17 protein-coding genes are annotated in these 24,107 nt (G+C 74.0%); 8 read left to right on the forward strand and 9 right to left on the reverse strand.

The features are described from left to right. Window positions 1-22: 22 nt before the first annotated feature. From ACWC0C_RS36440 to ACWC0C_RS36455, 4 genes are all read right to left on the reverse strand, one after another. Window positions 23-646: a hypothetical protein gene (locus tag ACWC0C_RS36440; RefSeq protein ID WP_450868550.1), complete on the reverse strand. Its 624-nt coding sequence runs from the start codon at window positions 644-646 to the stop codon at window positions 23-25. 108 nt (window positions 647-754) lie between these two features. Beyond that, complete coding sequence (locus ACWC0C_RS36445; protein WP_450868552.1) at window positions 755-1,354, reverse strand: histidine phosphatase family protein; 600 nt, start codon at window positions 1,352-1,354, stop codon at window positions 755-757. A 35-nt stretch (window positions 1,355-1,389) separates the two neighbouring features. Next, window positions 1,390-2,550, reverse strand: a complete 1,161-nt coding sequence (locus ACWC0C_RS36450) for a serine hydrolase domain-containing protein (protein ID WP_450868553.1) — start codon at window positions 2,548-2,550, stop codon at window positions 1,390-1,392. Window positions 2,551-2,699: 149 nt separating this feature from the next. Then, window positions 2,700-4,499, reverse strand: a complete 1,800-nt coding sequence (locus ACWC0C_RS36455) for a trypsin-like serine peptidase (RefSeq protein WP_450868555.1) — start codon at window positions 4,497-4,499, stop codon at window positions 2,700-2,702. A 224-nt stretch (window positions 4,500-4,723) separates the two neighbouring features. Between ACWC0C_RS36455 and ACWC0C_RS36460 the strand changes: the two genes are divergently transcribed. From ACWC0C_RS36460 to ACWC0C_RS36470, 3 genes are all read left to right on the forward strand, one after another. Beyond that, window positions 4,724-6,949, forward strand: a complete 2,226-nt coding sequence (locus ACWC0C_RS36460) for an MMPL family transporter (RefSeq protein ID WP_450868556.1) — start codon at window positions 4,724-4,726, stop codon at window positions 6,947-6,949. A 71-nt stretch (window positions 6,950-7,020) separates the two neighbouring features. Continuing rightward, on the forward strand, window positions 7,021-11,535 hold the full coding sequence (locus tag ACWC0C_RS36465; RefSeq protein WP_450868558.1) for a type I polyketide synthase: 4,515 nt from the start codon (window positions 7,021-7,023) through the stop codon (window positions 11,533-11,535). 15 nt (window positions 11,536-11,550) lie between these two features. After that, window positions 11,551-12,207, forward strand: a complete 657-nt coding sequence (locus tag ACWC0C_RS36470; protein ID WP_449200499.1) for a 4'-phosphopantetheinyl transferase family protein — start codon at window positions 11,551-11,553, stop codon at window positions 12,205-12,207. A gap of 31 nt (window positions 12,208-12,238) precedes the next feature. Here ACWC0C_RS36470 and ACWC0C_RS36475 read toward each other — a convergent pair whose 3' ends face one another. Then, the gene (locus ACWC0C_RS36475) at window positions 12,239-13,447 is read right to left on the reverse strand and encodes a pyridoxal phosphate-dependent aminotransferase (protein WP_450868560.1); all 1,209 of its coding nucleotides are present in this window, start codon (window positions 13,445-13,447) and stop codon (window positions 12,239-12,241) included. 81 nt (window positions 13,448-13,528) lie between these two features. Between ACWC0C_RS36475 and ACWC0C_RS36480 the strand changes: the two genes are divergently transcribed. Then, entirely contained in the window at window positions 13,529-14,155 is a 627-nt protein-coding gene (locus ACWC0C_RS36480) for a winged helix-turn-helix transcriptional regulator (RefSeq protein ID WP_450868562.1), read from the forward strand. 71 nt (window positions 14,156-14,226) lie between these two features. Here ACWC0C_RS36480 and ACWC0C_RS36485 read toward each other — a convergent pair whose 3' ends face one another. Genes ACWC0C_RS36485 through ACWC0C_RS36495 form a run of 3 tightly spaced genes read right to left on the reverse strand, consistent with a single transcriptional unit; the run spans window position 14,227 to window position 17,840 of the window. Then, on the reverse strand, window positions 14,227-15,027 hold the full coding sequence (locus ACWC0C_RS36485) for a hypothetical protein (RefSeq protein ID WP_450868564.1): 801 nt from the start codon (window positions 15,025-15,027) through the stop codon (window positions 14,227-14,229). Then, window positions 15,027-16,289 carry a VWA domain-containing protein gene (locus tag ACWC0C_RS36490; protein ID WP_449200503.1) on the reverse strand — a complete coding sequence of 421 codons (1,263 nt, stop codon included), beginning with the start codon at window positions 16,287-16,289 and terminating at the stop codon, window positions 15,027-15,029. The genes ACWC0C_RS36485 and ACWC0C_RS36490 overlap by 1 nt, the downstream gene beginning before the upstream one ends. 9 nt (window positions 16,290-16,298) lie before the next feature. Further along, window positions 16,299-17,840: an IucA/IucC family protein gene (locus ACWC0C_RS36495; RefSeq protein ID WP_450868566.1), complete on the reverse strand. Its 1,542-nt coding sequence runs from the start codon at window positions 17,838-17,840 to the stop codon at window positions 16,299-16,301. Between the two features lie 85 nt (window positions 17,841-17,925). On the opposite strand from ACWC0C_RS36495, the gene ACWC0C_RS36500 reads away from it, so the two are divergent. After that, entirely contained in the window at window positions 17,926-19,440 is a 1,515-nt protein-coding gene (locus ACWC0C_RS36500; protein WP_450868568.1) for an IucA/IucC family protein, read from the forward strand. Between the two features lie 13 nt (window positions 19,441-19,453). Here ACWC0C_RS36500 and ACWC0C_RS36505 read toward each other — a convergent pair whose 3' ends face one another. After that, entirely contained in the window at window positions 19,454-20,188 is a 735-nt protein-coding gene (locus ACWC0C_RS36505) for a CAP domain-containing protein (protein ID WP_450868570.1), read from the reverse strand. A 479-nt stretch (window positions 20,189-20,667) separates the two neighbouring features. Between ACWC0C_RS36505 and ACWC0C_RS36510 the strand changes: the two genes are divergently transcribed. From ACWC0C_RS36510 to ACWC0C_RS36520, 3 genes are read left to right on the forward strand one after another with little or no spacing between them, the layout of a single operon-like run. After that, window positions 20,668-21,048, forward strand: a complete 381-nt coding sequence (locus tag ACWC0C_RS36510) for a hypothetical protein (protein ID WP_449200507.1) — start codon at window positions 20,668-20,670, stop codon at window positions 21,046-21,048. Window positions 21,049-21,097: 49 nt separating this feature from the next. Next, window positions 21,098-22,858 carry a sodium/solute symporter gene (locus ACWC0C_RS36515; protein WP_450868571.1) on the forward strand — a complete coding sequence of 587 codons (1,761 nt, stop codon included), beginning with the start codon at window positions 21,098-21,100 and terminating at the stop codon, window positions 22,856-22,858. Between the two features lie 34 nt (window positions 22,859-22,892). Beyond that, window positions 22,893-24,107, forward strand: a complete 1,215-nt coding sequence (locus ACWC0C_RS36520; protein ID WP_450868573.1) for a sensor histidine kinase — start codon at window positions 22,893-22,895, stop codon at window positions 24,105-24,107.

Below are 24,107 nucleotides of genomic sequence, written 5' to 3' on the forward strand. Positions count from 1 at the left end.
TCCACCGATCTTGACACGCGGCTCACGCCCGGCGCGGCGAAGCCAGCAGATAGCGCACCCTCGTACGCGGCTCCGTGTACTCGCCGGCCTGCCAGCCCGCGCGCTCCAGCGTGAGCGCGCAGGCCGCCAGGCTGTCCGCGTCCGGCGCGTACACGGCGACCGCCTCCGGCTGCGGGGTCGCACGCACCCGGTATCCGTCCGCGCCCCCGCCCGCCGGTCGGTGCCCGGCCGCCTCCAGGGCCAGGGCCGCCGCCCGCACCAGATGCGTGCGCTCCCAGCCGCACGGCCGGTCCACGGCGCCGTCGGGGTTCGTCATCCGCCGTAGCTCCAGCAGCCCCTGCCAGGCGCCGTGCACCTCACGCAGCCGCGCCGCAGCGTCCGCCGGCGCCGCCTCCTCGCCGCCGACCCGCGCCGCGAACACCCCCGTGTCCGGCGCCGGTTCCTCCGCCGCCGCCTCGGGCACCGCCTCCCGTATCCGATGGCCCGCCGGGGTCAGGAAGTGCTCGTGCGGTGGCCGCGGGTGCCGGAAGGCCAGCCCCCGCTTCACCAGGGCCGCCAGCTGCGCCTCCGTACCGCGCAGCCGCCCGGTCACCGGATCGGCGGCCTCGATCACCCGCCGCAGCGCGGCACTCGGCGCTCGGGTCACGGCGCGCTCCTTCCGATGCCGTCTCCTGTCCCGGGACGCCCGTCCGGCGGCCCACTTCGCAGAGTACGGTCCGGGTCCGACAACGTGGACTTCGTCCTTCCAGGCCCCCTACTCCAGCGGGCGGATGTTCCACCCCGCCACCACCGGCCGCCCATGCTCCGTGCCCAGCCGGCACAGGGCTCCCGTCGCCAGCTGGAACAGGGCCCCGTGCTGGGGCGGGAGGCCGAGGCGGCGGGCGGCGAGGACCCGGAGGAAGTGACCGTGGGCGATCAGGACGACGCCGCCCTCGGTGTCGGCGAGGGCGGCGTCGGCCTTGGCCAGCATCCGGTCGGCGCGCTCGCCGACCTGCTCCGGGGTCTCGCCCGGATGCTCCGGCGGTCCCGGCGCGACCCCGTCCGTGAACAGGAACCAGCCGGGCCGGGTCCGCTGGATCTCCACGGTGGTCACACCCTCGTAGCCGCCGTAGTCCCACTCGCGCAGGTCGGCGTCGACCCGCGCGTCCGGGATCCCGATGAGCTCGGCGGTCTCCCGGGCCCGCCGCAGGGGGCTGACGAACGCGGCCCCGATCCGGTGCGAGCGGATCAGCGGCACCAGCCGGCGTGCCTCCTCCCGGCCGTGCGCGGTGAGGGGCACGTCGGTCCAGCCGGTGTGCCGTCCGGACCGCGACCACTCGGTCTCGCCGTGCCGGACGAGAAAGAGGTCACCCACGTCAGCGCCCTTCCCGCTCGTCTGTCAGCACGGTGTCACAGGGCACCGGCGCAGCGCAGGACGGACTCCGCCAGACGGCCGTTCTCCAGGGCGGCGCCCACCCCGGAAGGGAAGCCGAACCGGCGCCGGGTGTAGGCGTACGCGATGCCGTTCGCCGGGTCCGCGAAGCCGAGCGAGCCGGTCGCGCCGGCGTGCCCGAAGGTGCCGGCGGCGAGGTGCGGGTAGATCGCCGGCAGGTACTCGAAGCCGCGCGCGAAGTGGTCCGCGCTGCCCGTGACCAGGTCCGGCCCGCCCGGGGTGCGGAGCGCGCCGAACAGGGCCGCGGTCGCGGGCGTGAGCAGCGGCGGCCTGCCGTCCACCGTGCTGATGGCGGCCGCGTACATCCCGGCGACGCCGCGCGCGTTGCCCACCCCGCCCGAGGACGTCGGCCCGAGCGCCTTCACCCGGGGGTGATTGGCGAAGGCCACCAGGTCGGTCGGCTCCGGTCCGTGTGCGTTGAGGGCGATACCCCGGATGCTGTCCGGAGCAGCCGCCCGCTCCTTCAGCAGCGCGGCCTCCTCCGGGGTCGGCACCAGCGGCTGCACGTCCACGAAACGCGGCTCCGCGGCCGCGGGCAGGCCCAGGTAGTAGTCGAGGCCGTACGGCGCCCGGATCCGCTCCTCGTACAGCTCCTGGATCGACCGGCCGGTCACCCGGCGCACGACCTCGCCGGTGAGGGCGCCGATGACCAGGGCGTGGTAGCCCCAGGCGGTGCCCGGCTCCCACAGTGGCCTGCACCCCGCCAGCCGGGCGGCGGTGATCCGGTCGTCGGCCAACTCCTCGACGGTGAAGGGCCGTTCGGCGTCGCCGACGAGTCCGGCCCGGTGCTCCAGCAGCTCGCCCAGGGTCAGCCGGTCCTTGCCGTGGACGCCGAACTCGGGCCAGTACGCGGCGACTTCACGGTCGAGGTCCAGCACCCCGTCCTGCACCAGGAGCGCGACGACGAGGTGCGCCGCTCCCTTGGCGATGGAGTACAGGGTCGTGAGCGAGTCCCCGTCGATGCCGTCCCCGCCCCACAGGTCCACCACGCGCCGCCCGTGCCGGTACACCACGAGCTGTGCGCCCGGATCGTCCCGCTCCTCGGCGAGCGCCGCCGCGAACTCCTCGCGTACGCCCTCGAATCCCTCCGCCACCGTTCCGTGCACGTCGACCGGCATGCGTCGTCCCCTGTCTGGTGATCGCTGTCTGGTGATCGGCAACAGAGAACGTCAACGGCCGGACACCGCCGGGCATTCCCCGGAGCGCGAGCGCCCCTGACCCGTACGACGGCGGGGCGGCACTCGTGCGGTGCCCCCTCCAGTGCCGGTCAGGTGCCCGGCGGGACCAGCGTGTTCTCGGTGCCGAGGGCCTTGGCGCCGGTGTTGGCGTACAGCGAGGTCTCGCCGTCGGACCAGCGCACGACCAGGTCGTTGCCGGTGTGGTCGGAGGTGAGGTCGCCGGTGGTCATGACCTGGGCGTGCTGCCAGGTGCCGTTCGGGCCGACCAGCCGGGACCGGGTGCCGAGCCCGGCGGCCGAGACACCGGTGTAGCTGTCGAGTGAGCCGTCGGACCAGCGCACGAGCACGTCCGCGCCGGCCGTGCCCTTGAGGGCGCCGCCGGTCAGCAGCGCGGCCTTGGTCCAGGTGCCGTTCGCCCCGAGGATGCGCTTGCCGGTGCCGAAGGAGCCGGAGCGGATCGCCGTGTACAGGACCAGGCTGCCGTCGGTCCGGCGCACCAGCAGATCGGTCGCGCCCTTGGCGCCGTGGAACTGCCCGGCCGTGAGCTGTACGGCGTTCTTCCAGTCGGAGTTGGGCTTGGCCATCTGCACCTCGCGGCCCACGCCGGAGGCGCCGAGGCCCGGGTACAGGGTGACCTCGCCGTCGGACCAGCGCACCAGCAGGCCGGGCCGGGTGCCGCCGAAGGTCCCGCCGGTGATGCTCCGGGCGTGCGTCCAGGTGGAGTTGGCCTTCATCAGCCGCTTCTCGGCCCCGAACGCGCCCTTGCCGTCCCCGGGATACAGCGTGACCCCGCCGTCGGACCAGACGACGAGCAGATCGCCGAGGTGGTCGCCGGTGTAGTCGGCGGAGGTCATCAGCGTGGCCTTCTGCCAGCGGGCCGCGCCACCGGGCAACTGCAGGCCCTGGTACGGCGGCAGGTTCGCGGGCGGGTCCTGGCCGGCCACCGCGTCCGCGAGGAGGTTCGCGGCGTCGGTGCCGAACGCCGGGGCGTAGCTGATGTAGTCGACGTTCGCGTCGTTGCCGCCGCCGTTGTAGCCGCCCAGGTTGCCGATGACGTGCCCGCTGCGGCCGTCGTCCTGGTAGTCGGTGATCCACGGGCTGCCGGAGGTGCCGCCGTAGTAGCCGCCGCAGGTCATGGACAGCTGCCGGTAGCCGGGGAGCTGCGTCGTCGGCACGGTGCACTTGACGGCCTGTCCCGTGCTGTTGTGCTGGTACGAGGGGTAACCGACGACGGTGACGTTCTTCTGCGTGTAGGTGCCGGGCCGGGTGAAGGTCAGCCCGCCGCCCACCGCGTCCTGGAGGGTCTGGCCGTTCTGGTTGGGCGAGACCCGGGCGAACGCGGTGTCCAGGTCGGACCAGGGCTTCTTGGTGGTCGACGAGCCCGGGTCGGGGATATAGCGCGGGTCGATGTAGACGTGCTGGATGTGGAAGATGCCGTACGGCTGCTGGTCGGGGCCCGCGCCCTGCACGAACCGCGGGACGAAGACGTAGTCGCCCTTCATGTTCAGCGCGCAGTGGGCCGCGGTGAGGACGACGTTCCGTACGGAGGTGTCGATGACGCTGCCGGTGCAGTGCCAGGTGGTGCCGCTCGGCCCGTCGGACCCGAAGAAGGTCCCCACCAGCCGGGTCCCCTTGAACAGGGTGCCCTGAGGGCGGCCCGCCGCCGCGACCCCCGGTCCGGTCCCGCCCGGTGCCGCCCGGCCGCCGTCGAGCGGCTTGGCGTCCGCCATGCGCTGCGCGGTCCAGAACCGCGCGGCCTGCCGGGCCTCCTGCCCGGCGGAGGGCGTCGGCGCCCCGGTCGTCCTGGCCTGCGCGGCGGGCGCCGCGAGCCCGATGGGCGCCGCACACAGCGCGGCCACGGCCACCCGGCCTATTCGATACGAGAACAACGGTGATCCCCCTGATCCGATGAAACACGTGATCTTCGCACACGTTCGCGAAGCCGGGGCAAGGGGACCCACCGGGGCGGTGCGCGGCTTCTTGTAGCGCCCGGCCCGCCGTCCGTCAAGTAACGAACAGTCGGGGCTGGGGCGCCTCCTCGCTCGCGGGGGACGGTGGCAGCCGACCGTCCGTACGACCCCGCCGGAGCGGACGCCGACCGGAAGGAGGCGGGATGTACCGCTGGCTGGGCGCCTTCGCCACCCGCCGCCCCCGATGCGTGCTGTTCGCCGCCCTGGGCTTCCTCGTCCTGTCGCTGGTCGTCGGCGCGTCGGCGACGAGCCGGCTGAAGACCCAGGGGTACGACGACCCCGCCTCCGACTCCAGCTTCGCGGCCCGTGTGACCGCCCCGTACCCGGGCACCTCCGCGAACCTGATCATCGTCGTGCGGGTCCGGCACGGCGGCGTCGACGATCCCGCCGCACGCGGCGAGGGACGCGCACTGACCCGGCGCCTGGCCGCCCAGCCGTACGTGAGCGACGTGTCCTCCTACTGGAACGGCGGGGCGGCCGGGCTGCGCGGCAGGGACGGCCGCTCGGCGCTGCTGCTGGCGCACGTCGACGGCGGGGCGGAACAGCTCGGCCCCCGCGCCGAGCGGGTGCGCGCGGCGCTGACCGGCGATCCGGAGCTCACGGTGCGGGTGGGCGGCCCGGCCCTGGCCGACAGGGAGATGCAGCACCTCGCCGCCGACGACCTGAAACGGGCCGAGGCCGTGGTCCTGCCCGGCACCCTCGCACTGCTGATCCTCGTCTTCGGCAGCGTGGTGGCCGCGGCCCTGCCCCTGCTGATCGGCGTCCTGGCGATCGGCGGGACCCTGCTGACCCTGAGCCTCCTCGGCAGCGTCACCGATGTGTCGGTGTTCGCGCTGAACCTCACCACCGCGCTCGGCCTCGGCCTGGGCATCGACTACGGGCTGCTGGTCGTCTCCCGGTTCCGGGAGGAACTCACCGCCGGGCACGAGCCCCGCGAGGCCGCCCGGCGCACGGCGTGCACCGCGGGCCACACCATCTTCTTCAGCGCCGCCACGGTCTGCGCGGCGCTGGCGGCCCTGCTGCTCTTCCCGCCGTACTTCCTGCGCTCCTTCGCCTACGCCGGCATCGCCGTGGTGGCCGTCGCCGCGGCCGCGGCCACCACGGTGCTGCCGGCGCTGCTGGCGCTGCTCGGCCCGCGCGTGAACGCCTGGGCGGTGCCCTGGCGCCGCCGGGCCCGGGCCGGCTCCCCGTCGCGGCTCTGGGAGCGGCTGGCGCGGGTCGTCGTACGCCGCCCGGTGCTCGCCGCACTGCCGGTGCTGGCCCTGCTGACGCTGCTCGCGGCACCCTTCACCCACGCGGGGTTCGCCACCCCCGACGACCGGGCGCTGCCCCGGACCACGTCCAGCCGTCAGGTCGGCGACCTGCTGCGCGACGACTTCGACCGCGGCAGCGGCGGCGCCCTCACGGTGTTCCTGACCAGCCCCACGCCGCAGACCGCGCTCGACTACGGACCCCAGCTGTCCCGCCTGCCCGGCGTGGCCGAGGTCGTCGGCCCGTACGGAGTGTGGCGGGAGGGCAAGCGGGTGGCCCCGCCGGGCTCCGCGGAGACCCGCCTCCTGCCGTCCGGTCCCGGCGCTCCCGCGCTGTTCTCGGTCGTGCCTTCGGTCGACCCGCGCTCGGGCACCGCCCAGAGCCTGGTCCGCACCATCCGCGGGACACCGACGCCCGTGGGAAGCGAGATCCACGTCGGCGGTCCGAGCGCGGCGCTCGTGGACGCGAAGGACACCATCGCCCGGCGGCTGCCGATCGCCGCCGCCGTGATCGCCGCCAGCACGTTCGTGCTGCTGTTCCTCTTCTCCCGCAGCCTCGTCCTGCCCCTGAAGGCGATCGCGCTGAACTGTCTGAGTCTCGCCGCGGTCCTCGGCGCCATGGTGTGGGTCTTCCAGGCCGGGCACCTGAGCACCCTGCTCGGTTTCACGCCCGGGCCGCTCAGCACGACCATGCCGGTCCTGCTGTTCTGCGTCGTCTTCGGGCTCTCGGTCGACTACGAGGTCTTCGTCCTGGCCCGCATCAAGGAGGCGCACGACGCCGGGCACGACACCGCCGGCGCGATCGTGAACGGCGTCGCCCGCACCGGCGCCATCGTCACGACCGCGGGTGCCCTGCTCGCCTTCACACTCCTCGCCTTCGGCACCTCCCAGGTGGCCCTCCTGCAGTTCTTCGGGATCGGGGCGGGCCTCGGCATCCTGCTCGACGCGACCCTCGTGCGCGGGGTCCTCGTACCGGCGCTCATGCGCCTCGCCGGCGGACTGAACTGGTGGGCGCCGTGGCCGTTCGCCGGACGGCCCCCTCCGGCCGCGCCTCTCCCGGGGCTGTCCGGGGAGCATCCCCCGCCACCCCCGCCGCACCCCCGGCCCGTCAAGGCGTGACACCGGCACCCCTCATCTCCTTCCCCCCACCGCGCCCCACTGCGCCCCACTCGAACGAACCAGGTCCCCCCATGAACGACATCGCCATCGTCGGCATCGGCTGCCGCTTCCCCGGCGCCCGCGACAGCCAGGCCTACTGGAAGCTTCTCCTCGGCGCGGAGAGGCAGTTCGCCCCGGTCCCCGAGGACCGCTGGAACCACGCCACGTTCCACGAACCCGGCGACCGCGGCGCGCCCGACGCCGCCTACACCGACCAGGTCGCCTTCCTGGACGCGGTGGACCGCTTCGACGCCGCGCACTACAGCCTCCCGCCCCGCCGCGTCGAGGCCATGGACCCGCAGCACCGGCTGATGCTCGACGTCACCCGCGAGGCCCTGGACGACGCCGGACTGGGCCGGGGCGGCTTCGACCGGGAGACCACCGGCGTGTTCTTCGGTCTGTCCGTGTCCGACTACAAGGAACGGATGACGGCCCGCCTGAGAGCCCTCTGCCTGGCGGACGGGTCCCTCGGCGCCCCCGCCGACCCCGGGCTGCTGCGGGCGCTCAAAGGCCGGGCCCTCGAACACCTCGGCCCCGTCGAGGCGTTCACCCTGCCGGGGAGCCTGCTCAACATGGCACCCGCGACCGTCAGCCGGCACTTCGGCCTCGGCGGCCCCAGCCTGGCCGTCGACGCGGCCTGCTCCAGCTCCCTGGTCGCCCTCGACCAGGCGGTGCACCACCTGCGCCAGGGCACCTGCGGTACGGCCGTGGTCGGCGGTGTCTACCTCAGCCTCACCCCGGACAGCCTCGTCGGCTTCGCCCGGCTCGGCGCCCTGTCGGCCGACGGCGTGTGCCGGCCCTTCGACCAGCGGGCCGACGGCTTCGTCCTCGGCGAGGGCGCCGGCGCGGTCGTCGTACGGCCGCTGCGGGACGCGCTCGCCCACGGTGACCGTGTCTACGCCGTCATCAAGGGCATCGGCTCGGCCAACGACGGCACGGCCCCCGGTCCGCTGTGCCCGACCCCCGAGGGACAGCTGCGGGCCATGCGCCGCGCCTACGCCGACGCGGGCGTGCCGCCGTCGGCCGTCGGCTTCATCGAGGCCCATGGCACGGGCACCTCGGTGGGCGACCGCGTTGAGGTGGAGGCGCTGCGCCGGCTGCGGACCGGGCACCCGGACGGGCAGCCGGACGGGAACCGTCCGTGCTACCTCTCCTCGGGCAAGGCCCTCATCGGGCACGCGCTGTCCGCGGCGGGCATCGCCGGCCTGATCAGGACGGCCCTCGTCGTGCACCACCGCACGGTCGTGCCGCAACCGGACACCGACCCCCACCCGGGGCTCGGTCTGGACGCCGCCGGCCTGCGCATCGCCGCCACCGCCCGGCCGTGGCCGGACGGCGACACCCCGCGCTGCGCGGCCGTCAGCTCGTTCGGCTTCGGCGGTACGAACGTCCACGTGGTCCTCCAGGAGGCACCCGCACCCGCCCCCGGGCGGCGCCCGCAGCCGACCAGGCCCGAGCCCGAGCCCCAGCTCGCCCTGATCTCGGCGGGCGGACCGGAGCGGTTGCGGGAGCACATCGACGAACTGCTCCAGGCCCTGGAGCACGCCCCCACCCCGTCGATGGCGGCGCTGGCCCACACCCTCGGCGGGCGAGCGCCGCTGCGCAGCAGGCTGGCGATCGTGGCCGCCGACCCGGCCGAGTTCACCGAGCGGCTGCGCCGGGCCCGCCGCCGGCTGGCCGACGGGGCCTGGGGCGACCTCGGCGACGGTGCCTTCGCGGCCGAGGCCCCCCGGCCGGCCGGCGAGCGCCGCGTTGCCCTCCTCTTCCCCGGCCAGGGCAGTCAGCGGCCGGGCATGCTGCGGGACCTGCACGAGCGGTTCCCCGGCTTCCGCCGGACCGTCGGCGCGCTCGGCGCCGCGGCCGGTGTCGACGTGGCCGGTCTGCTCTACGGCGCTAAAGCCGGCGGGGCCGACGAGGACGAGGCGGAGGCGAGGCGGCGGCTCGCCGCCACGGAGGTGTGCCAGCCGCTGCTCGGCACCGTGCAGATCGCCGCGACCCGGCTGCTGGCCGCGTGCGGTGTCGCTCCGGACCTCGTACTCGGCCACAGCGTGGGGGAGTTCGCGGCGGCCGCGGCGGCCGGCGTCCTCACCGGCAAGGAGACCGTACGACTGCTCGCCCACCGGGGTGCCCTGCTGCGGGCGGCCGAGGCCGAGCCGCGTGGCGGGATGCTGGCGGTGCAGGCCGACGAGGACACCTGCCGGCGGCTTGTCCGGGGCGTCGACGGCGTGTGGCTCGCGAGCTTCAACCAGCCGCGGCAGGTCGTGCTGAGCGGCGCTCTGGAGGGGCTCGACGCGATACGGCGGGCCTGCGCGGAGGCCGGCATCGCCGCGACCGCGCTGGAGGTGTCGAACGCCTTCCACTCGCCGCGCATGGCCTCGGCCGACGACGCGATGCGCACGGACCTCGGCCGGCGTCCCCTCGCCGCTCCCCGGCTGCCGTTCGTGTCGTCCGTGAGCGGCACGGTATGCGGCGAGCCCGAGCCGCTGCGCGAGCTGTGGTCCCGCCACGCGTCCGCGCCGGTCCGCTTCGGCGATGCCGTGCGCAGCGCCTACGACGCGGGCGCCCGTGTCTTCCTCCAGGTGTCGGGCGGCGGTTGCCTCCTCACCTCCGTCCGGCGCAACCTCGCCGGCCGTGCCGACGTCCACGCCGTCGCCGTGGACGGTACGGCGCCGGACGAGGGGCGTACGTTCCTGCGCGCCCTGGCCCGCCTCGCGGTCCTCGGCGTACCGGTGGACCCCCGGCCGGCGGTGCGGGAGGAGGACCGCCGGCTGCTGGACCTGCCGGTGGCGCGGCTGGACACGCGGTCGTACTGGCTGCGCCGTCCCGATCCCGGGAGCAGGCTCCGGGCGCTCCCGACCCCGACCGACCCGACTGAGCCGACCAACCCGACCGCCCCGATCCACGACTTGACCAAGGAGTTTCCGATGCGCGAACTGCTCGACCTCATGCGGCAGCAGGTGGCCGTCCTCAGCCGGCTCAGCGAAACGCTGCCCGCGGTACCCACGGCGCCGCCCCGGGCCACGCCCGGCTCCGCCGACGGGTCCTCCCCACCGGGCACCGGGCCGGATACCGGGATCGAGAATGCCGTACTCGGGCAGATAGCCCGCATCAGCGCCTTCCCGGTGGACCATCTGCGGTCCGATCAACTCCTGGTCGAGGACCTGGGCTTCGACTCGCTGATGCTGACCGACCTGTTCACCTCGCTCAAGGGCCGCTGGCCCGCGCTGAGGATCGACGAGCGGTGCGCCCGGCCGACCGTCGCCGGCGTCACGGCGATGATCACGGACAGCGCCGGAACGGCCGAACCCCTGCCCTCGCCGGACGCGACCCGCATCGAGTGCTTCCCCGAGGTCACCACCCACCAGGAGCGCATGAGGACCCTCGGCCGACTCCGGCTGCCGAACCCGTACCTCCTGATCCACGAGGCCGGCATGACGGACCGCACGGTCGTCGGCGGCCGGGAACTGATCTCCTTCTCCGGCTACAACTACCTGGGCCTGGCCGCGCATCCCACGGTGCACGAGGCCGTCAAGAAGGCCGTGGACCGGTACGGCACGTCGGCCTCCGCGAGCCGGCTGCTGTCCGGCACCCGTCCGCTCCACCAGGACCTGGAGAGCGAACTCGCCCGCACCCTGGGGAGCGAGGACGCGATCACCATGACCAGCGGTCACGCCACCAACGTCACCGTGATCGGACACCTCGTCGGGCCGGGCGACCTGATCGTCCACGACGCGCTCGCCCACGACAGCATCCTGCAGGGCTGCAAGCTCTCGGGCGCGACCCGGCGGCCCTTCCCGCACAACGACGCGACCGCCCTGGACACACTCCTCACCAGGATCCGCCACCAGTACCGAAGGGTGCTGGTCGTGGCCGAGGGCGTGTACAGCATGGACGGCGACATCGCCGACCTGCCCGCCCTGGTCGCGGTCAAGCGTCGGCACGGGGCGCTGCTGATGGTCGACGAGGCGCACAGCATCGGCGTACTCGGCGCGGGCGGGCGCGGCGTCGGCGAGCACTTCGGCGTCGAGCGCGCGGACGTCGACCTGTGGATGGGCACCCTGTCCAAGTCGCTGGCCGGGTGCGGTGGTTATGTCGCGGCGGACCGTGCCGTCGTCGACTACCTCCGCTACACGGCGCCGGGCTTCGTCTACAGCGCGGGCATGACCCCCGCCGACGCGGCCGCCTCGCTGGCCGCGCTGCGGCTGATGCGGGCCGAGCCGGAGCGGCTTGCCCGGCTCGGGGAGAACGCGGCGCTGTTCGTGCGCCTGGCCCGCCGGGCGGGCGTCGACACGGGGAGCAGCGAGGGCACGCCGATCGTGCCCTGCGTCGTGGGGGACTCGGCGAAGACGCTGCGGCTGGCCCGGGCGCTCTTCGAGCAGGGCGTCAGTGTCAACCCGATCCTGCATCCGGCGGTCCCCGAGGAACTGGCCCGGCTGCGGTTCTTCCTCACCTGCGAGCACACGCCGGAGCAGATCCGGTACACGGTCGCGGCCCTGGAACGGCAGCTGCGCGCTGTCGGCGGCGCGGACATCGCCCCCGCGGCGTGAGGAGAGGAGCCCGTCATGCCGTACACCGCGTTCCCCGGGATCATGCCGGGCCGGGTCCACCGCTGGAGCGGGGCGACGTTCCTGGTGGCCCGGCGCGATGCCCTCGACCGGAAGGCCTCCTGGTCACCGCTGCGGCTGCTCACCCCCGCCGAACGGCATGTCTTCCACGGCCTGCCACCGTGGCGGCAGGCCGAGTGGGGCGCCGGCCGCTTCCTGGCCAAGACCCTGGTGGCCGCCCTGACCGGCCTGCAGGTCACCGAGGTGGAGATCCTCCCCCGCGAGGACGGCAGCCCCCGCGTCTCGGTCCCCGGCCTCCACGTCTCCCTCAGCCACACGACCCACCACGTCGCGGCGGCCGTCGCGCCCGGCGCGATCGGAGTGGACCTGTGCGAGACGGCCTCCGCCCCCGCCGTACGCCGCGCCGCCGCCCACGTCCTCGCGCCCGAGGAGCGGCAGCTCACCGACGGGCGCCCCGAACTCCTCACGGCGGCCTGGGCGTTGAAGGAGGCGGCGGTGAAGGCCGACCGCCACAGCCTGTTCGGCGAGGCCCCACGCCGCATCCGCATCCTCACCCTGACCCCGCCCACCCTGTCCGGTGACCGCCGGGCCCTGGTCGGCAGCGCGGGTACGGCGACCCTCGCCGTCGTCCTCGGCGACGGGCGGCGTACGTGACGAAGCCGGTCCGCTGCCGGGGCCCCGGCGGCTACTGCCGGTACCCGCCGAGGAACCGCCCGATCCGGCCGATCGCCGCCTCCAGGTCCTCCGCGTGCGGCAGGGTCAGGATGCGGAAGTGGTCGGGGGAGGGCCAGTTGAAGCCGGTGCCCTGGACGACCTGGATCTTCTCGCGCAGCAGCAGGTCGAGGACGAACTTCTCGTCGTCGTGGATGCGGTGCACCTTCGGGTCGATGCGCGGGAACGCGTACAGCGCGCCCTTGGGTTTCACGCAGGACACGCCGGGGATCTCGTTGAGCTTCTCCCAGGCCACGTCGCGCTGCTCGTACAACCGGCCGCCGGGCCGGGTGAGTTCGCGGATGGACTGGCGGCCGCCGAGCGCGGCCTGGATGGCGTACTGGGCGGGGGCGTTGGCGCACAGGCGCATGGAGGCCAGCATGGTCAGGCCCTCCAGATAGTCCTTCGCGTGCTGCTTGGGACCGGTCACCACCAGCCAGCCGGAGCGGAAGCCCGCCACCCGGTACGTCTTCGACAGGCCGCAGAAGGTGAGGACGACCAGGTCGGGGGCGAGGGCGGCGGCCGAGTGGTGGACGGCGTCGTCGTACAGGATCTGGTCGTAGATCTCGTCGGCGAACACCATCAGGCCGTGCCGGCGGGCGAGGTCCAGGATGCCCTCGACGACCTCCTTCGGGTACACCGCGCCGGTCGGGTTGTTCGGATTGATGATCACGACCGCCTTGGTCCGGTCCGTGATCTTCGAGGCCATGTCGGCCAGGTCCGGGTTCCAGTCGGCCTGCTCGTCGCAGAGGTAGTGGACCGCCTTGCCGCCGGCCAGGGTGGTCGCGGCCGTCCAGAGCGGGAAGTCCGGTGCGGGGATCAGGATTTCGTCGCCGTCCTCCACCAGGGCCGTCACGGCCATGGAGACCAGCTCCGAGACGCCGTTGCCCAGGAAGACGTCGTCCACGCCGACTTCGAGGCCGAGGGTCTGGTAGCGCTGGGCGACCGCCCGGCGGGCGGAGAGGATGCCGCGGGAGTCGGTGTAGCCGTGCGCCCGCGGCAGCATCCGGATCATGTCCTGGAGGATCTCCTCCGGCGGCTCGAAACCGAAGGCCGCGGGGTTGCCGGTGTTCAGGCGCAGCACGCTGTGCCCCGCCTCCTCCAGCGCGTTGGCGTGTTCGATCACCGGGCCGCGGATCTCGTAACAGACCTCGCTGAGCTTGTTCGACTGCCGGAACTCCATGCGCCCCTCCGGAAACTGGTGTTGCTTGGTTTTACCAAGTAGACGCTTGGAAAGTCCAACATCTTGTCTAGACTGCGTCGCATGCCACCTCGCCGAAGCTACGACCAGTACTGCTCCGCAGCCCGCGCCCTCGACCTCGTCGGCGACCGCTGGACCCTGCTGATCGTCCGGGAGCTGCTGGCCGGCCCCCGCCGCTACACGGACCTGCACGCGGACCTGCCCGGCGTGAGCACGGACGTACTCGCCTCCCGGCTGAAGGACATGGAACGCGACGGCCTCACCACCCGCCGCCGGCTGCCCCCGCCGGGCGCGGCCTACGTGTACGAACTCACGGACCGGGGACGGCAGTTGCTCCCGGTGCTCCAGGCGCTCGGCACATGGGGCGAGGCAGAGCTGGGAGAGCGGCGGCCCACCGACGCCGTCCGGGCCCACTGGTTCGCGCTGCCGCTGCTTCGGGCGCTGGAGGGGGAGGGCCTGGTCGAAGTCCGGTTGGAGGAGGGGGACTTCCACCTGCGGATCGGCGCGCAGGAGGGCCCGGTGTACGGCGACGGCCCGGCCCCCGACGAGCCCGACGCCCGACTGACGATGGACGCGGCGACCTGTGAGGCGGTTGCCCGGGGCGAGTTGGGGCTGCCGGAGGCGGTACGGGAGGGACGGGTGACGGTGACGGGGGACAGCACGCTCGCCAAGGTGCTGAAGGAGACGTAGGAACGAAAAAGGGAAGGCCCGCCGGCCGGCGGGCCTTCGACCCCGTCGGCAGGCGGGCCGACCCCGTCGGCTCACACGTTCGGCGGCACCCGTGAGGGCCGTCCCGACCCCCGCGTCAGCGCATACCCCCCGATCCCGGCGAGCGCCGCCAGCACGCCCCCGATCGCGGTCCACACCCACCGGTCGGACCACCAGCCCGACGACCAGCCGTCGCCCCTGCCGAAGCTGGACAGCACCGCCTTCTTCGAGCCGTCCCCGCTCGCCTCGGACGTGACGGCGATCCCGGGAACCAGCGGCTTGGCCAGCGAGCCGTCCACCGCCGCCGCGCCGCCGATGTCCTTGGAGTCGACGCGGACTTCGGCGCCGACCGGCTTGCCGAGGTCGGCGGGGCCGAGGTCCACCACCGTCAGCCGGACGTAGTACGTGCCGGGCAGCGGGTCGTTCGCCCACGGCTCCGACCAGCCGCGCACGGTCCGCAGCACACACGCCAGCTCGGCGGAGGACGTGCCCTGCTCGGCCGTGCGGGTCGCCGCGCCGTACTGGCAGGCCTGGCGGCGCCGCAGTCCGTCGTACACGTCGAGCTGCCAGGTCTGCGCCCCGTGCGTGGCGGGAAGCTTCACCGTCGCCTTGACGGTGGGCCGCTGCCCGGTGTCCGCCGGGAACGACCAGTACAGATAGTCACCGGTGGAGGCGGACGCGGTGGCCTGCTGCCCCTGCTGGAGCTCCGTCGCCGTACGGAAGGACGTGCCCGCCCGGGTGGGCGCCGCGCCGTCGGCGGAGGCGCTCGGCGACGGGGAGGAGTCGGCCGCGGCCGGTCCGGCCGCGATCCCGAGCGCCAGCAGCGCGGCGCCCAGTACACGTGTGATCCGCATCAGTTCGTCCTCCAGACCGCGACCCGCCAGCGCGACAGCCAACCCCACAGCAGACCCGCCAGGAAGCCGGTCAGCACCAGCGCGCCCAGCAGCCACCAGCCCCGGCCGAGACCGAAGGACGCCACGTCGTGGTGGCCCGAGGGCCCGTCCACGACGTCGACGGTCAGCTCCAGCGGCAGACCGGGCGTGGTCTTGACCCCTGCCGAGGCCGAGAAGGAGTTGGTGACCTGCAGGCACACCGTCTCCGCGGGCGCGTTGTCGTCGTCGCTCTCCGGCTTCGGGTAGCGCAGGCCCGTCGAGATCACGTCCGTCCGGCCCGTGCCGGCGGCCTCACCGCGCACGATCTCCCGTCCGTGCACGGTCACCGCCCGCAGCAGCACCCCGTAGTCCGGGTTCACCGCACGGTCGTCGGCCACGCCCACCGAGGCGCGCAGCTCCTTGCCGGGGGCGACGTCGACCTTGTACCAGCGCTGCTGCCCGAACTCCTCACGGTCGGTGTACAGCCCGGACTTCAGCGCCGGGGCCTTCTCACAGCTCGCGGCGCCCTCGGTGGCCACCGGCGTCACCACCGGATCGGCCGCCCGGTCGACCAACTGCCCGACCCGGCTGCTCAGTTCCTCCTTGTGCCGTACGTCGGTGTAGGTGCCGCCGGTCGCGTCCGCGATGCAGCTGAGCTGGTCGCGGGTCTTGGCGTCCGGCACCAGGCCGAGGGTGTCGATGGTCAGACCGATGCCCTTGGCCGCTATCTCGCGGGCGACCTCGCACGGGTCGAGCGGCTGGCAGGTGTCCTCGCCGTCGCTGATCAGGACGATACGGCGCGTTCCGTCGCCGCCGTTCAGGTCGTCCGCCGCCTTCAGCAGCGCCGGCCCGATCGGCGTCCAGCCGGTGGGCTGCAGCGTGGCGACCGCCGTCTTCGCGTCGGTGCGGTTCAGCGGGCCGACCGGGTAGAGCTGCGCGGTGTCCTTGCAGCCCTCCTTGCGGTCGTTGCCGCGGTAGTTGGCGCCCAGGGTGCGGATGCCCAGCTGGACCTCCTGCGGGGTCGCGTCCAGCACCTCGTTGAACGCCTGCTTGGCCGCGGCCATCCGGGAACCGCCGTCGATGTCCCGCGCCCGCATCGAACCGCTGACGTCCAGCACGAGTTCGACCTTCGGGGCGGCCGCCTGCGTCTCGTCGGCGACGGCTCCGCCGGGGAACGCGATCCCGGCCGCCAGGGCGGCGAGCAGAGCACAGACGCCCGCCGCCAGCCGTTGTCTTGTGATCATCGGCGGATCTTATTGATCAGAGGGGTCGGGCTCCAAAACGAGCGGGTTCGGCAACGACATCCACTGGTCGCCCGGCGTCCGCGGGGACAGCCGCATCAGGGTCAACGCCTTGGCCGGCAGCGGGCCTTCGCGCAGGGCGCGCAGGTCGGCGCCGTCCGGCAGGTCCGCCGCGGCGGCCGACAGCGCCGCCCCCAGCGCCGGGCCCGAGCCCGCCGTACCGGCCAGGGCGCCCGCCACCAGGGAGCCGAACAGCTTGCGGCGCAGAGCCGTCTCGTCATCGGTGATCAGACGGCCGGTGAGCGGGGGCGGGGTGATGCCGTGCCGGGACAGGCGGGCCGGACTGATCCGGATGTCGGCGAGATCGCGGTAGACCAGCCGCAGCGGGGTGCCGTCGGTCCCGAGGATCACCAGCAGGTTCTGGCCGTGCGCCTCCAGGGCCACGCCGAGGCCGAGCAGCCGCAGGCCCACGGTCAGCGTCAGCCGGGTGAACGCGGCCAGCCAGTCCGGCGAGTCCGGCAGGCCGGTCAGGGCGAGCGCGGCCACCGGAACGACCCGTTCGCCCGGGCCCGCGTACACCTCCGGCGGCTCCCGCAGCAGGGCGGCCAGGTCGGGGGAGTGGGCCGAGACCGCGGCCCGTGTGCGGGTGATGTGCAGCAGCCCGTCGGTGCGCGCCGCCAGCTCCTCGCCGAGGGCGGACAGGGGCGCCGCGGCCCGCACCGAGTACGGCGATATGTCCCGCACGGAGGACGTCAGCCGGGCGCTCAGCGCGGTCTTCACATGCGGCCCGTCCGGCAGCGCGAGCGTGCGCAGGGACAGCAGCGGCTGCGCCGGCCGCCAGGGGTCGTACGACCGCTTCAGGACATGGGCGGCCTGCCACGGGTGCACGGGCACCAGCACCCGCTCGCCGTCGCGCAGCTCCTCCGGCCAGTCGCCGGTCACCAGGCACCCGTCCGCCGGCACCGGCACCGTCCCCAGCTCCACCACCGGCCGGTGCTCCGGGGCGTAGGCCAGCTGGTCCGCCACCGAGAAACCGGGCCGGGAACGGCAGTTGGGGTGGAACGGATGCCCATCCGTCACCCGCTGCTCCCACTCCCACACCTTCCCCCAGCGTTCGGCCGGGGGGACCCTGACCGGCCACTCCTTCGGGTGATCCGCGTCGGCCCGCGACAGCGCCAACGAGGCCACACTGCCCGCAAGTTCGGCCGCGAAGGCGGCGCCGTGCGGCACCGCGAGGGCGGTCATCAGCCCGGCCGGATCGACGTGGCGTTCGCGGTCCAGGCGGACCCCGGTGACGTAGGCGCTCGTGGCGTACGGGTCCGCGTGCGGCCCGTACAGCGTCCGGCCGTCGGCGAGGCGCAGCGCGAGGCTGTGCGCGCCGTGCGTCCGGCCGGTGACCCAGGGCAGCGGCTCATGGGCCAGCGCCCGCCACAGCCGGGTCAGCACCGCGGCGCGGGCGCCCGGCAACTCCGCTGTGTACCGGGGCAGCAGCGCGGGCCGCAGGGCGGTCAGCTCCTCGGCGACCTCGGCCTCTGCGGTGGGGGGACGGTGCACGGTCGGCTCCTCGGGTACACACGGCTCGAACGACGATTGTCGGCGACGACAGACATACTGATCGCGAGCACATCGGACGAAACGAATGGATCGCGTGGACTCCTCACCCTCCTTCGGCGCACCCGACACCGGAGCCGTCGGGCGCCGGGCCGACGCCTACGCGGCCGCGCCCCTGCTGAACTGCCTGCTGCGCGAGGTGGCCGAGCCGCTCGCGGACCCCGGTGACCCGTGGGTCCACCGGCTGCCGAGCGGGCGGCTGCTGCGCGTGCGGGCCGGCCGGCGCCCCGCCGATCCCGAGGTCCGCACGGCCGGGACCTGGCAGCCCGTCGGCCACACCGAGCTGGTCAAACTCGTCGCCGAGGAGCTGCGCCGGCACACGGGGCTGCCGGGCGGCGACCTGCCCGCCGAGATGGTCGACAGCCGGGACGCGGTCGCCGCGCTGCTCACCGCCCGCGCCCGGGCGACCGCACCCGCGGACCCCTATCTCCGCTCCGAGCAGTCCCTGATCACCGGCCACCCGTACCACCCGGCGCCCAAGGCGCGCGGCGGCGGCCCGGTCGCGTCCTGGCTGCCGTACGCCCCCGAGGCGCACGCCCGCTTCCCGCTGGTGCTGCTCGGCGTCCGCGAGGACCAGGTGGCCGAGGAGGGCGACACCCGCGCCCTGGACGCGCTCGGCACGGCCCCGCCCGGCTACCGGCTGCTGCCCGCCCACCCCTGGCAGCTGGACCTGGTGGGCCAGGAGCTGGCGGAGGCCTTCGCGGACGGCCGCCTGCTCCGCCTCGGCACGACCGCCTGCGACACCTGGCCGACAGCGGCGATCCGCACGGTGTACGAGCCCCGGCGCGACCTGTTCCTGAAGTTCAGCCTGGATGTCCGCATCACCAACGACATCCGCCGACTGTGGCGCCACGACCTGCGCAAACTGCGCCGCACGGACACGGCCGCCCAGCGTGCCTTCGCGGCCGTGGGCCCGCCCGCGGCCTGGCTGAGCGACCGCGGCTACCGCACGGCCGCCTTCGCCTTCGAGGAGCTGGCCGTCCTCGTCCGGGACGGGCTGCGCGGCCACCTGCTGCCGGACGCCACCCCGCTGCTCGCGGCCGGGCTCGCCGAGGGCTTCGACGGCAGCCCGCTGGCCGCAGCGGCCGACCCGGGCGCCTGGTGGGAGGCGTATCTGCGCCAGGTCGTGCCGCCCGCCCTCGCGGCGTTCGACGGCCACGGGGTCGTCCTGGAGGCCCATCTGCAGAACACCCTCGTGGCCGTGGACCCGGCCGGCCTGCCCGTCCAGGCGCTGTTCCGGGACGCCGAGGGCGCCAAGCTGCTGCCGGACGTGACCCGGGCCGCCGGCTGGGAGCGGCTGGTGTACTGCCTGGTCGTCAACCACCTCACCGAGATCGCCGCCGCCCTCGCCGAACACCACCCGGGCCTGGACCCCTGGCCCGCCGCCCGCCGCGAACTCGCCCGGCACGACCTGCCCGAGATCCCCGCCCTGCTCACCTCGCCCACGCTGCCCGGCAAGACCAACCTGCTGCTGCGCTGGACCGGCGCGGACGGCGCGGACGCCCGCTATCTGCCCCTGCCGAACCCGCTGGCGGGCCGCTGACCCGCCGCGGGGCTCACCGGGGTGTGCCGAAGTCCTGGGTCCAGTAGCTGCCCGGCTGCGCGAGACCGACGCCGATCTCCTTGAACGAGCAGTTGAGGATGTTGGCCCGGTGCCCGGGGCTGTTCATCCAGCCCGTCATGACCTGGTCCGCGGTGGCGTAGCCGTAGGCGACGTTCTCGCCGTAGGCGCTCCAGCCGTAGCCGGCCCGCGTGATGCGGTCGCCCGGGGCCGAGCCGTCGGAACCGGTGTGCGACATGTTCCGGTGCGCCGCCATGTCCGCGCTGTGCGCCTGCGCCGCCTTGGTCAGCTCCGCGTTCAGCGTCAGGGGATGGCAACCCACCTTGGCACGCTCGGCGTTGACGAGCTGCAGGATGCGCGCGGTGACACCGGACGCGGTGGCGGTGGGCGTCGGGGCGCTGGAGGCGGTGGCGGTGGGCTTGGGAGTGCTGCGAGTGCTGGGAACGGCGGTGCTCTCGGGCTTGTGCGCCGTGGCCCGGTGCGTGGGCGACGCGGTGACCCGCGGCGTGCCGGCGTGGTGGTGGGCGTTGCGATGGTGATGCCGGTGGCCGTGGTGCACCGGCTGCTGGGCCGTGGTCGTCGCGGCCACATCGGCCCGGTCCGTGTGGTCCGCCCTGCCGTTCGGCCAGTCGGAGCAGGCCAGGGCGAGGGACGGCACGCCCACGGCTCCGATGGCGACGGCGGCGATGACTATTCGCCGGAAACGCTGCGTCTTGCGGTGCTTGGACATGCGTGAACCTCACTCGGTGATCGCCGAGCGCTCATTGTCGGGACGGCCTCACAGGAAGCGCAAAGGGCCCTTCTACTGCCTTGCCTCGTAGACCGGCGCGGGTCTTGTCAGGCGTGCGGGAAGATGCCGTCTTCGCGCCCGCGACGTTTGCTGATGGCTGGCGAACCGTCAGAAGAGGCTTGTTTAAGAGGAATAGGAGAGCGCGTCGGGCGGGGGGCATTCCGGTGCCGTCGGGGCAGCTCATGTGCACGGCAAGACGGACAAATCCCATATTGTCACCGGAGCCGTAACTACTACTCGGCATGCTCAGGTGCCGAGTACGGCGTGATGCATGTCACGCCCTCCTCCCGCTCCGGGCTCCTCGCCGGTTTCGCCGAACCGCCCCGCATGCCGGGGGCGTGACCGGAACCCGGGTTTGTGGTTTTCTGATGCCTACACTCGACTCCGAAGTGTGATCATCGCGGGTCGGAGGACGCGGCATGAGTGCACCCGGGACTCCTCGGCGTGAAGTGGTCACCGCAACGCCGCCGGACCCCGGCACGGGCCGCGGGACCCTTCCCCACGCCCGTCCGGTCCGGGCGTACGAGCGGGCCCCCGCCGTCGACTCCCTCGCCCTCAACGCGTTGATGCGCCGTCAACTCCGGCTCGGCCTCGCCGCGTTCGGCCCGCTCGTCGCCCTGCTCGGGCTGCTGCCCCTCGCCTTCCGGGCCCTGCCCGACACCTGGCCGGGCCGCGCCCTGACCGTCTGGGCCGTCCTCGGCGTGGCCGTCTACCCCGCACTCGTACTCATCGGCCGGTGGTACGTCGTACGCGCGGAACGCAACGAACGGGACGCCGCGGACCTCGTCGAAGGGACCTGACGGTGACCGGCGTCCAGTCGCGCGCCGGGCGTGCCCCCGGGGCCGCCGGGTGAACCAGACGTACGGCATCGTGGCCGTGTCCGCGGCTGTCGTCGCGACCCTGGTCATCGGCTCGACGGGACTGCGCATCTCCCGCACCACGTCGGACTTCTACGTCGCCTCCCGCACCGTGCCGCCGTACCTCAACGCCATGGCCGTCAGCGGCGAATACCTCTCGGCGGCCTCGTTCCTCGGCATCGCCGGACTCGTCGCCGCCCAGGGCGTCGACATGCTGTGGTTCCCCGCCGGATACGCCGCCGGCTATCTCGTCCTGCTCGTGTTCGTGGCCGCCCCGCTGCGCCGGTCCGGGGCCTACACCCTGCCCGACTTCGCCGAGTCACGCCTTCGGTCCAGGGCCGCCCGGCGCGTCGCCGGCGTCCTCGTCGTCGGCATCGGCTGGCTCTACACCATTCCCCAACTCCAGGGCGCGGGACTGACCTTGGGCCTGGTCACCAGCGCACCGCGGTGGCTCGGCGGCGTGCTCGTCGCCGTCGTCGTCACGTTGGCCGTGGCCGCCGGCGGCATGCGCAGCATCACCTTCGTCCAGGCCTTCCAGTACTGCCTGAAGCTGACCGCGCTGCTCGTGCCCGCGATCTTCCTGGCCCTCGCCTGGCACGGCGGCCCAAGCCCCGGCGCGGCCCTGGACGAGCCGCCGACCTTCCGCCAGCACACCCGGGTCACCGTCGAGAGCACCCTGCATATCCGGATCCAGGACCCGCTGCGGGCCGTCGCCACCGGTGCCGTGGACGGCAAGGACTACCGCGACGACCGGGTGGTCCTGGACCCCGGGGTGCACGAGGTGCGCGCCGGAACCACACTGCGGTTCCCGCCGCGGACCCCGGTGCCCGAGCGCGTCACCGACGGCGGCCGGCGCACCGGCGCCTCCAGCTGGGCGGCACCCCTGTCGGGCGGCGCGGACGATCACCCGCTGTACACGACGTACGGGCTGATCTTCGCCACGTTCCTCGGCACCATGGGACTGCCCCATGTGCTCGTCCGCTTCTACACCAACCCCGACGGCCGCGCCGCCCGGCGCACCACGGTGATCGTCCTCGCCCTGGTCGGCGGCTTCTACCTGCTGCCGCCCCTCTACGGCGTCCTCGGCCGGATCTACGCCCCCGACCTGCTGCTCACCGGCAACACGGACGCAGCCGTCCTCGTCCTGCCCGCACGTCTCGTCGGCGGCTTCGGCGGCGATCTCCTCGGCGCCCTGATCGCGGCCGGTGCCTGTGCCGCCTTCCTGTCCACCGCCTCCGGGCTCGCCATGTCCGTCGCGGGCGTGCTCAGCCAGGACGTCCTGCCCCCGCTCGGCGTCCGCAACTTCCGGTCGGCGACCGTCCTGGCGATCGCCGTGCCCGGCGTGGTGAGCGTGGCCGTCGGCGGACTGCCCGTCGCCAACGCCGTGGGACTCGCTTTCGCGGTGGCCGCCTCGTCCTTCTGCCCGCTGCTGGTGCTCGGCATCTGGTGGCGCGGACTCACCGCACCCGGCGCGATCGCGGGGCTCCTCACCGGCGGGGGCAGCGCCCTGACCGCGGTCGCCCTCACCATCGCCGGACCCCTGGCGGACGGCTGGGCGCACACCCTGCTCGCCTGGCCGGCCGTCTGGTCCGTCCCGCTCGGCTTCCTGACCATGGTCCTGGTCTCCCTCGCCACCAGGAACCGGATCCCGGCCGGCACGGAGGCCGTCATGGCCCGCCTCCACCTGCCCGAACGCCCGGCCGCTGGCCTGGGCGCCACCGCCGCCACTCGCCGAGGAGTGACGCCCCGATGACGCACCCCCGGCCCGCCGCCGTCCGGACCGGCGCATGAGCGGGCTCGCCCTCGTCGCCGTCGGCGTCCTGCTGTTCGCCGTGGGCCTCGCCGCGGGACGGATCCTTGCGCGCCGGTCCGCCCAGGACCGAACGGATCTCGGCACCTCCGTGGAACGCGCCACATTCCACACGCTGCACACCGCCTCCGTCGCCGCGCCGCCGCTGCGTGCCGGGCTGACCGAGGACGCGGCCCGCAAGGCGGTACGCCGGCTCCGTCCGCTCTTCGGCACGGCCGCGCTCGGCCTCACCGGTGAGGACCGGCTGCTGGCCTGGGACGGGCCGGGCCGGCACCACGAGGACCGGGCCCTGGACCGGGTCCGCCAGGTGCTGGCCACCGGCCGCACCCAGACCTTCGCCGTCGGCTGCCCCGACCCGCACTGCCCGGTGCGCTGGGGCGCCGCCGCACCGCTCACCGTCGACCGGCGCGTGCTCGGCGCGCTCGTCGTGCTCGGCGCCACCGAGTCGGCCTCCGCGGTCCGGGCCACCGAGGAGGTGGCCCGCTGGATCTCCGTACAGCTCGAACTCGCCGAGCTCGACCGGACCCGCACGGGACTGATCGAGGCGGAGATCCGCGCGCTGCGCGCCCAGATCTCCCCGCACTTCGTCTACAACTCCCTCGCGGCGATCGCCTCGTTCGTGCGCACCGACCCCGAGCGGGCCCGTGAACTCCTGCTGGAGTTCGCCGACTTCACCCGCTACTCGTTCCGCCGCCACGGTGAGTTCACCACGCTGGCCGAGGAGCTGCGCTCGATCGAGCAGTTCCTGGAGCTGGTTCGGGCCCGGTTCGGGCAGCGGCTGGAGGTGACCTTGCAGATCGCCCCCGAGGTGCTGCCCGTGGCCGTTCCGTTCCTGTGCCTGCAGCCGCTGGTGGAGAACGCGGTCAAGCACGGGCTGGAGGGCAGCGTCGAGCGCAGCCGGATCACCCTCGCCGCCCAGGACGAGGGCGCGTCGGCCCGTATCGTCATCGAGGACAACGGAGTCGGCATGGAACCGGACCGGCTGCGCCGCATCCTGCGCGGCGAGGACAGCCCCTCGACGGGCATCGGGCTGCGCAACGTGGACGAGCGGCTGCGGCAGGTCTACGGCGACGAGCACGGCCTCGTCATCGAGACCGGCGTCGGTGCCGGGATGAAGATCACGATCCGGATCCCCAAATACCGCCCCGGGGTGCACAGCGGCCCCCCGCGCACCGCATCCGGGAGCGCATGA

It is taken from the genome of Streptomyces sp. NPDC001709 (assembly GCF_053596375.1).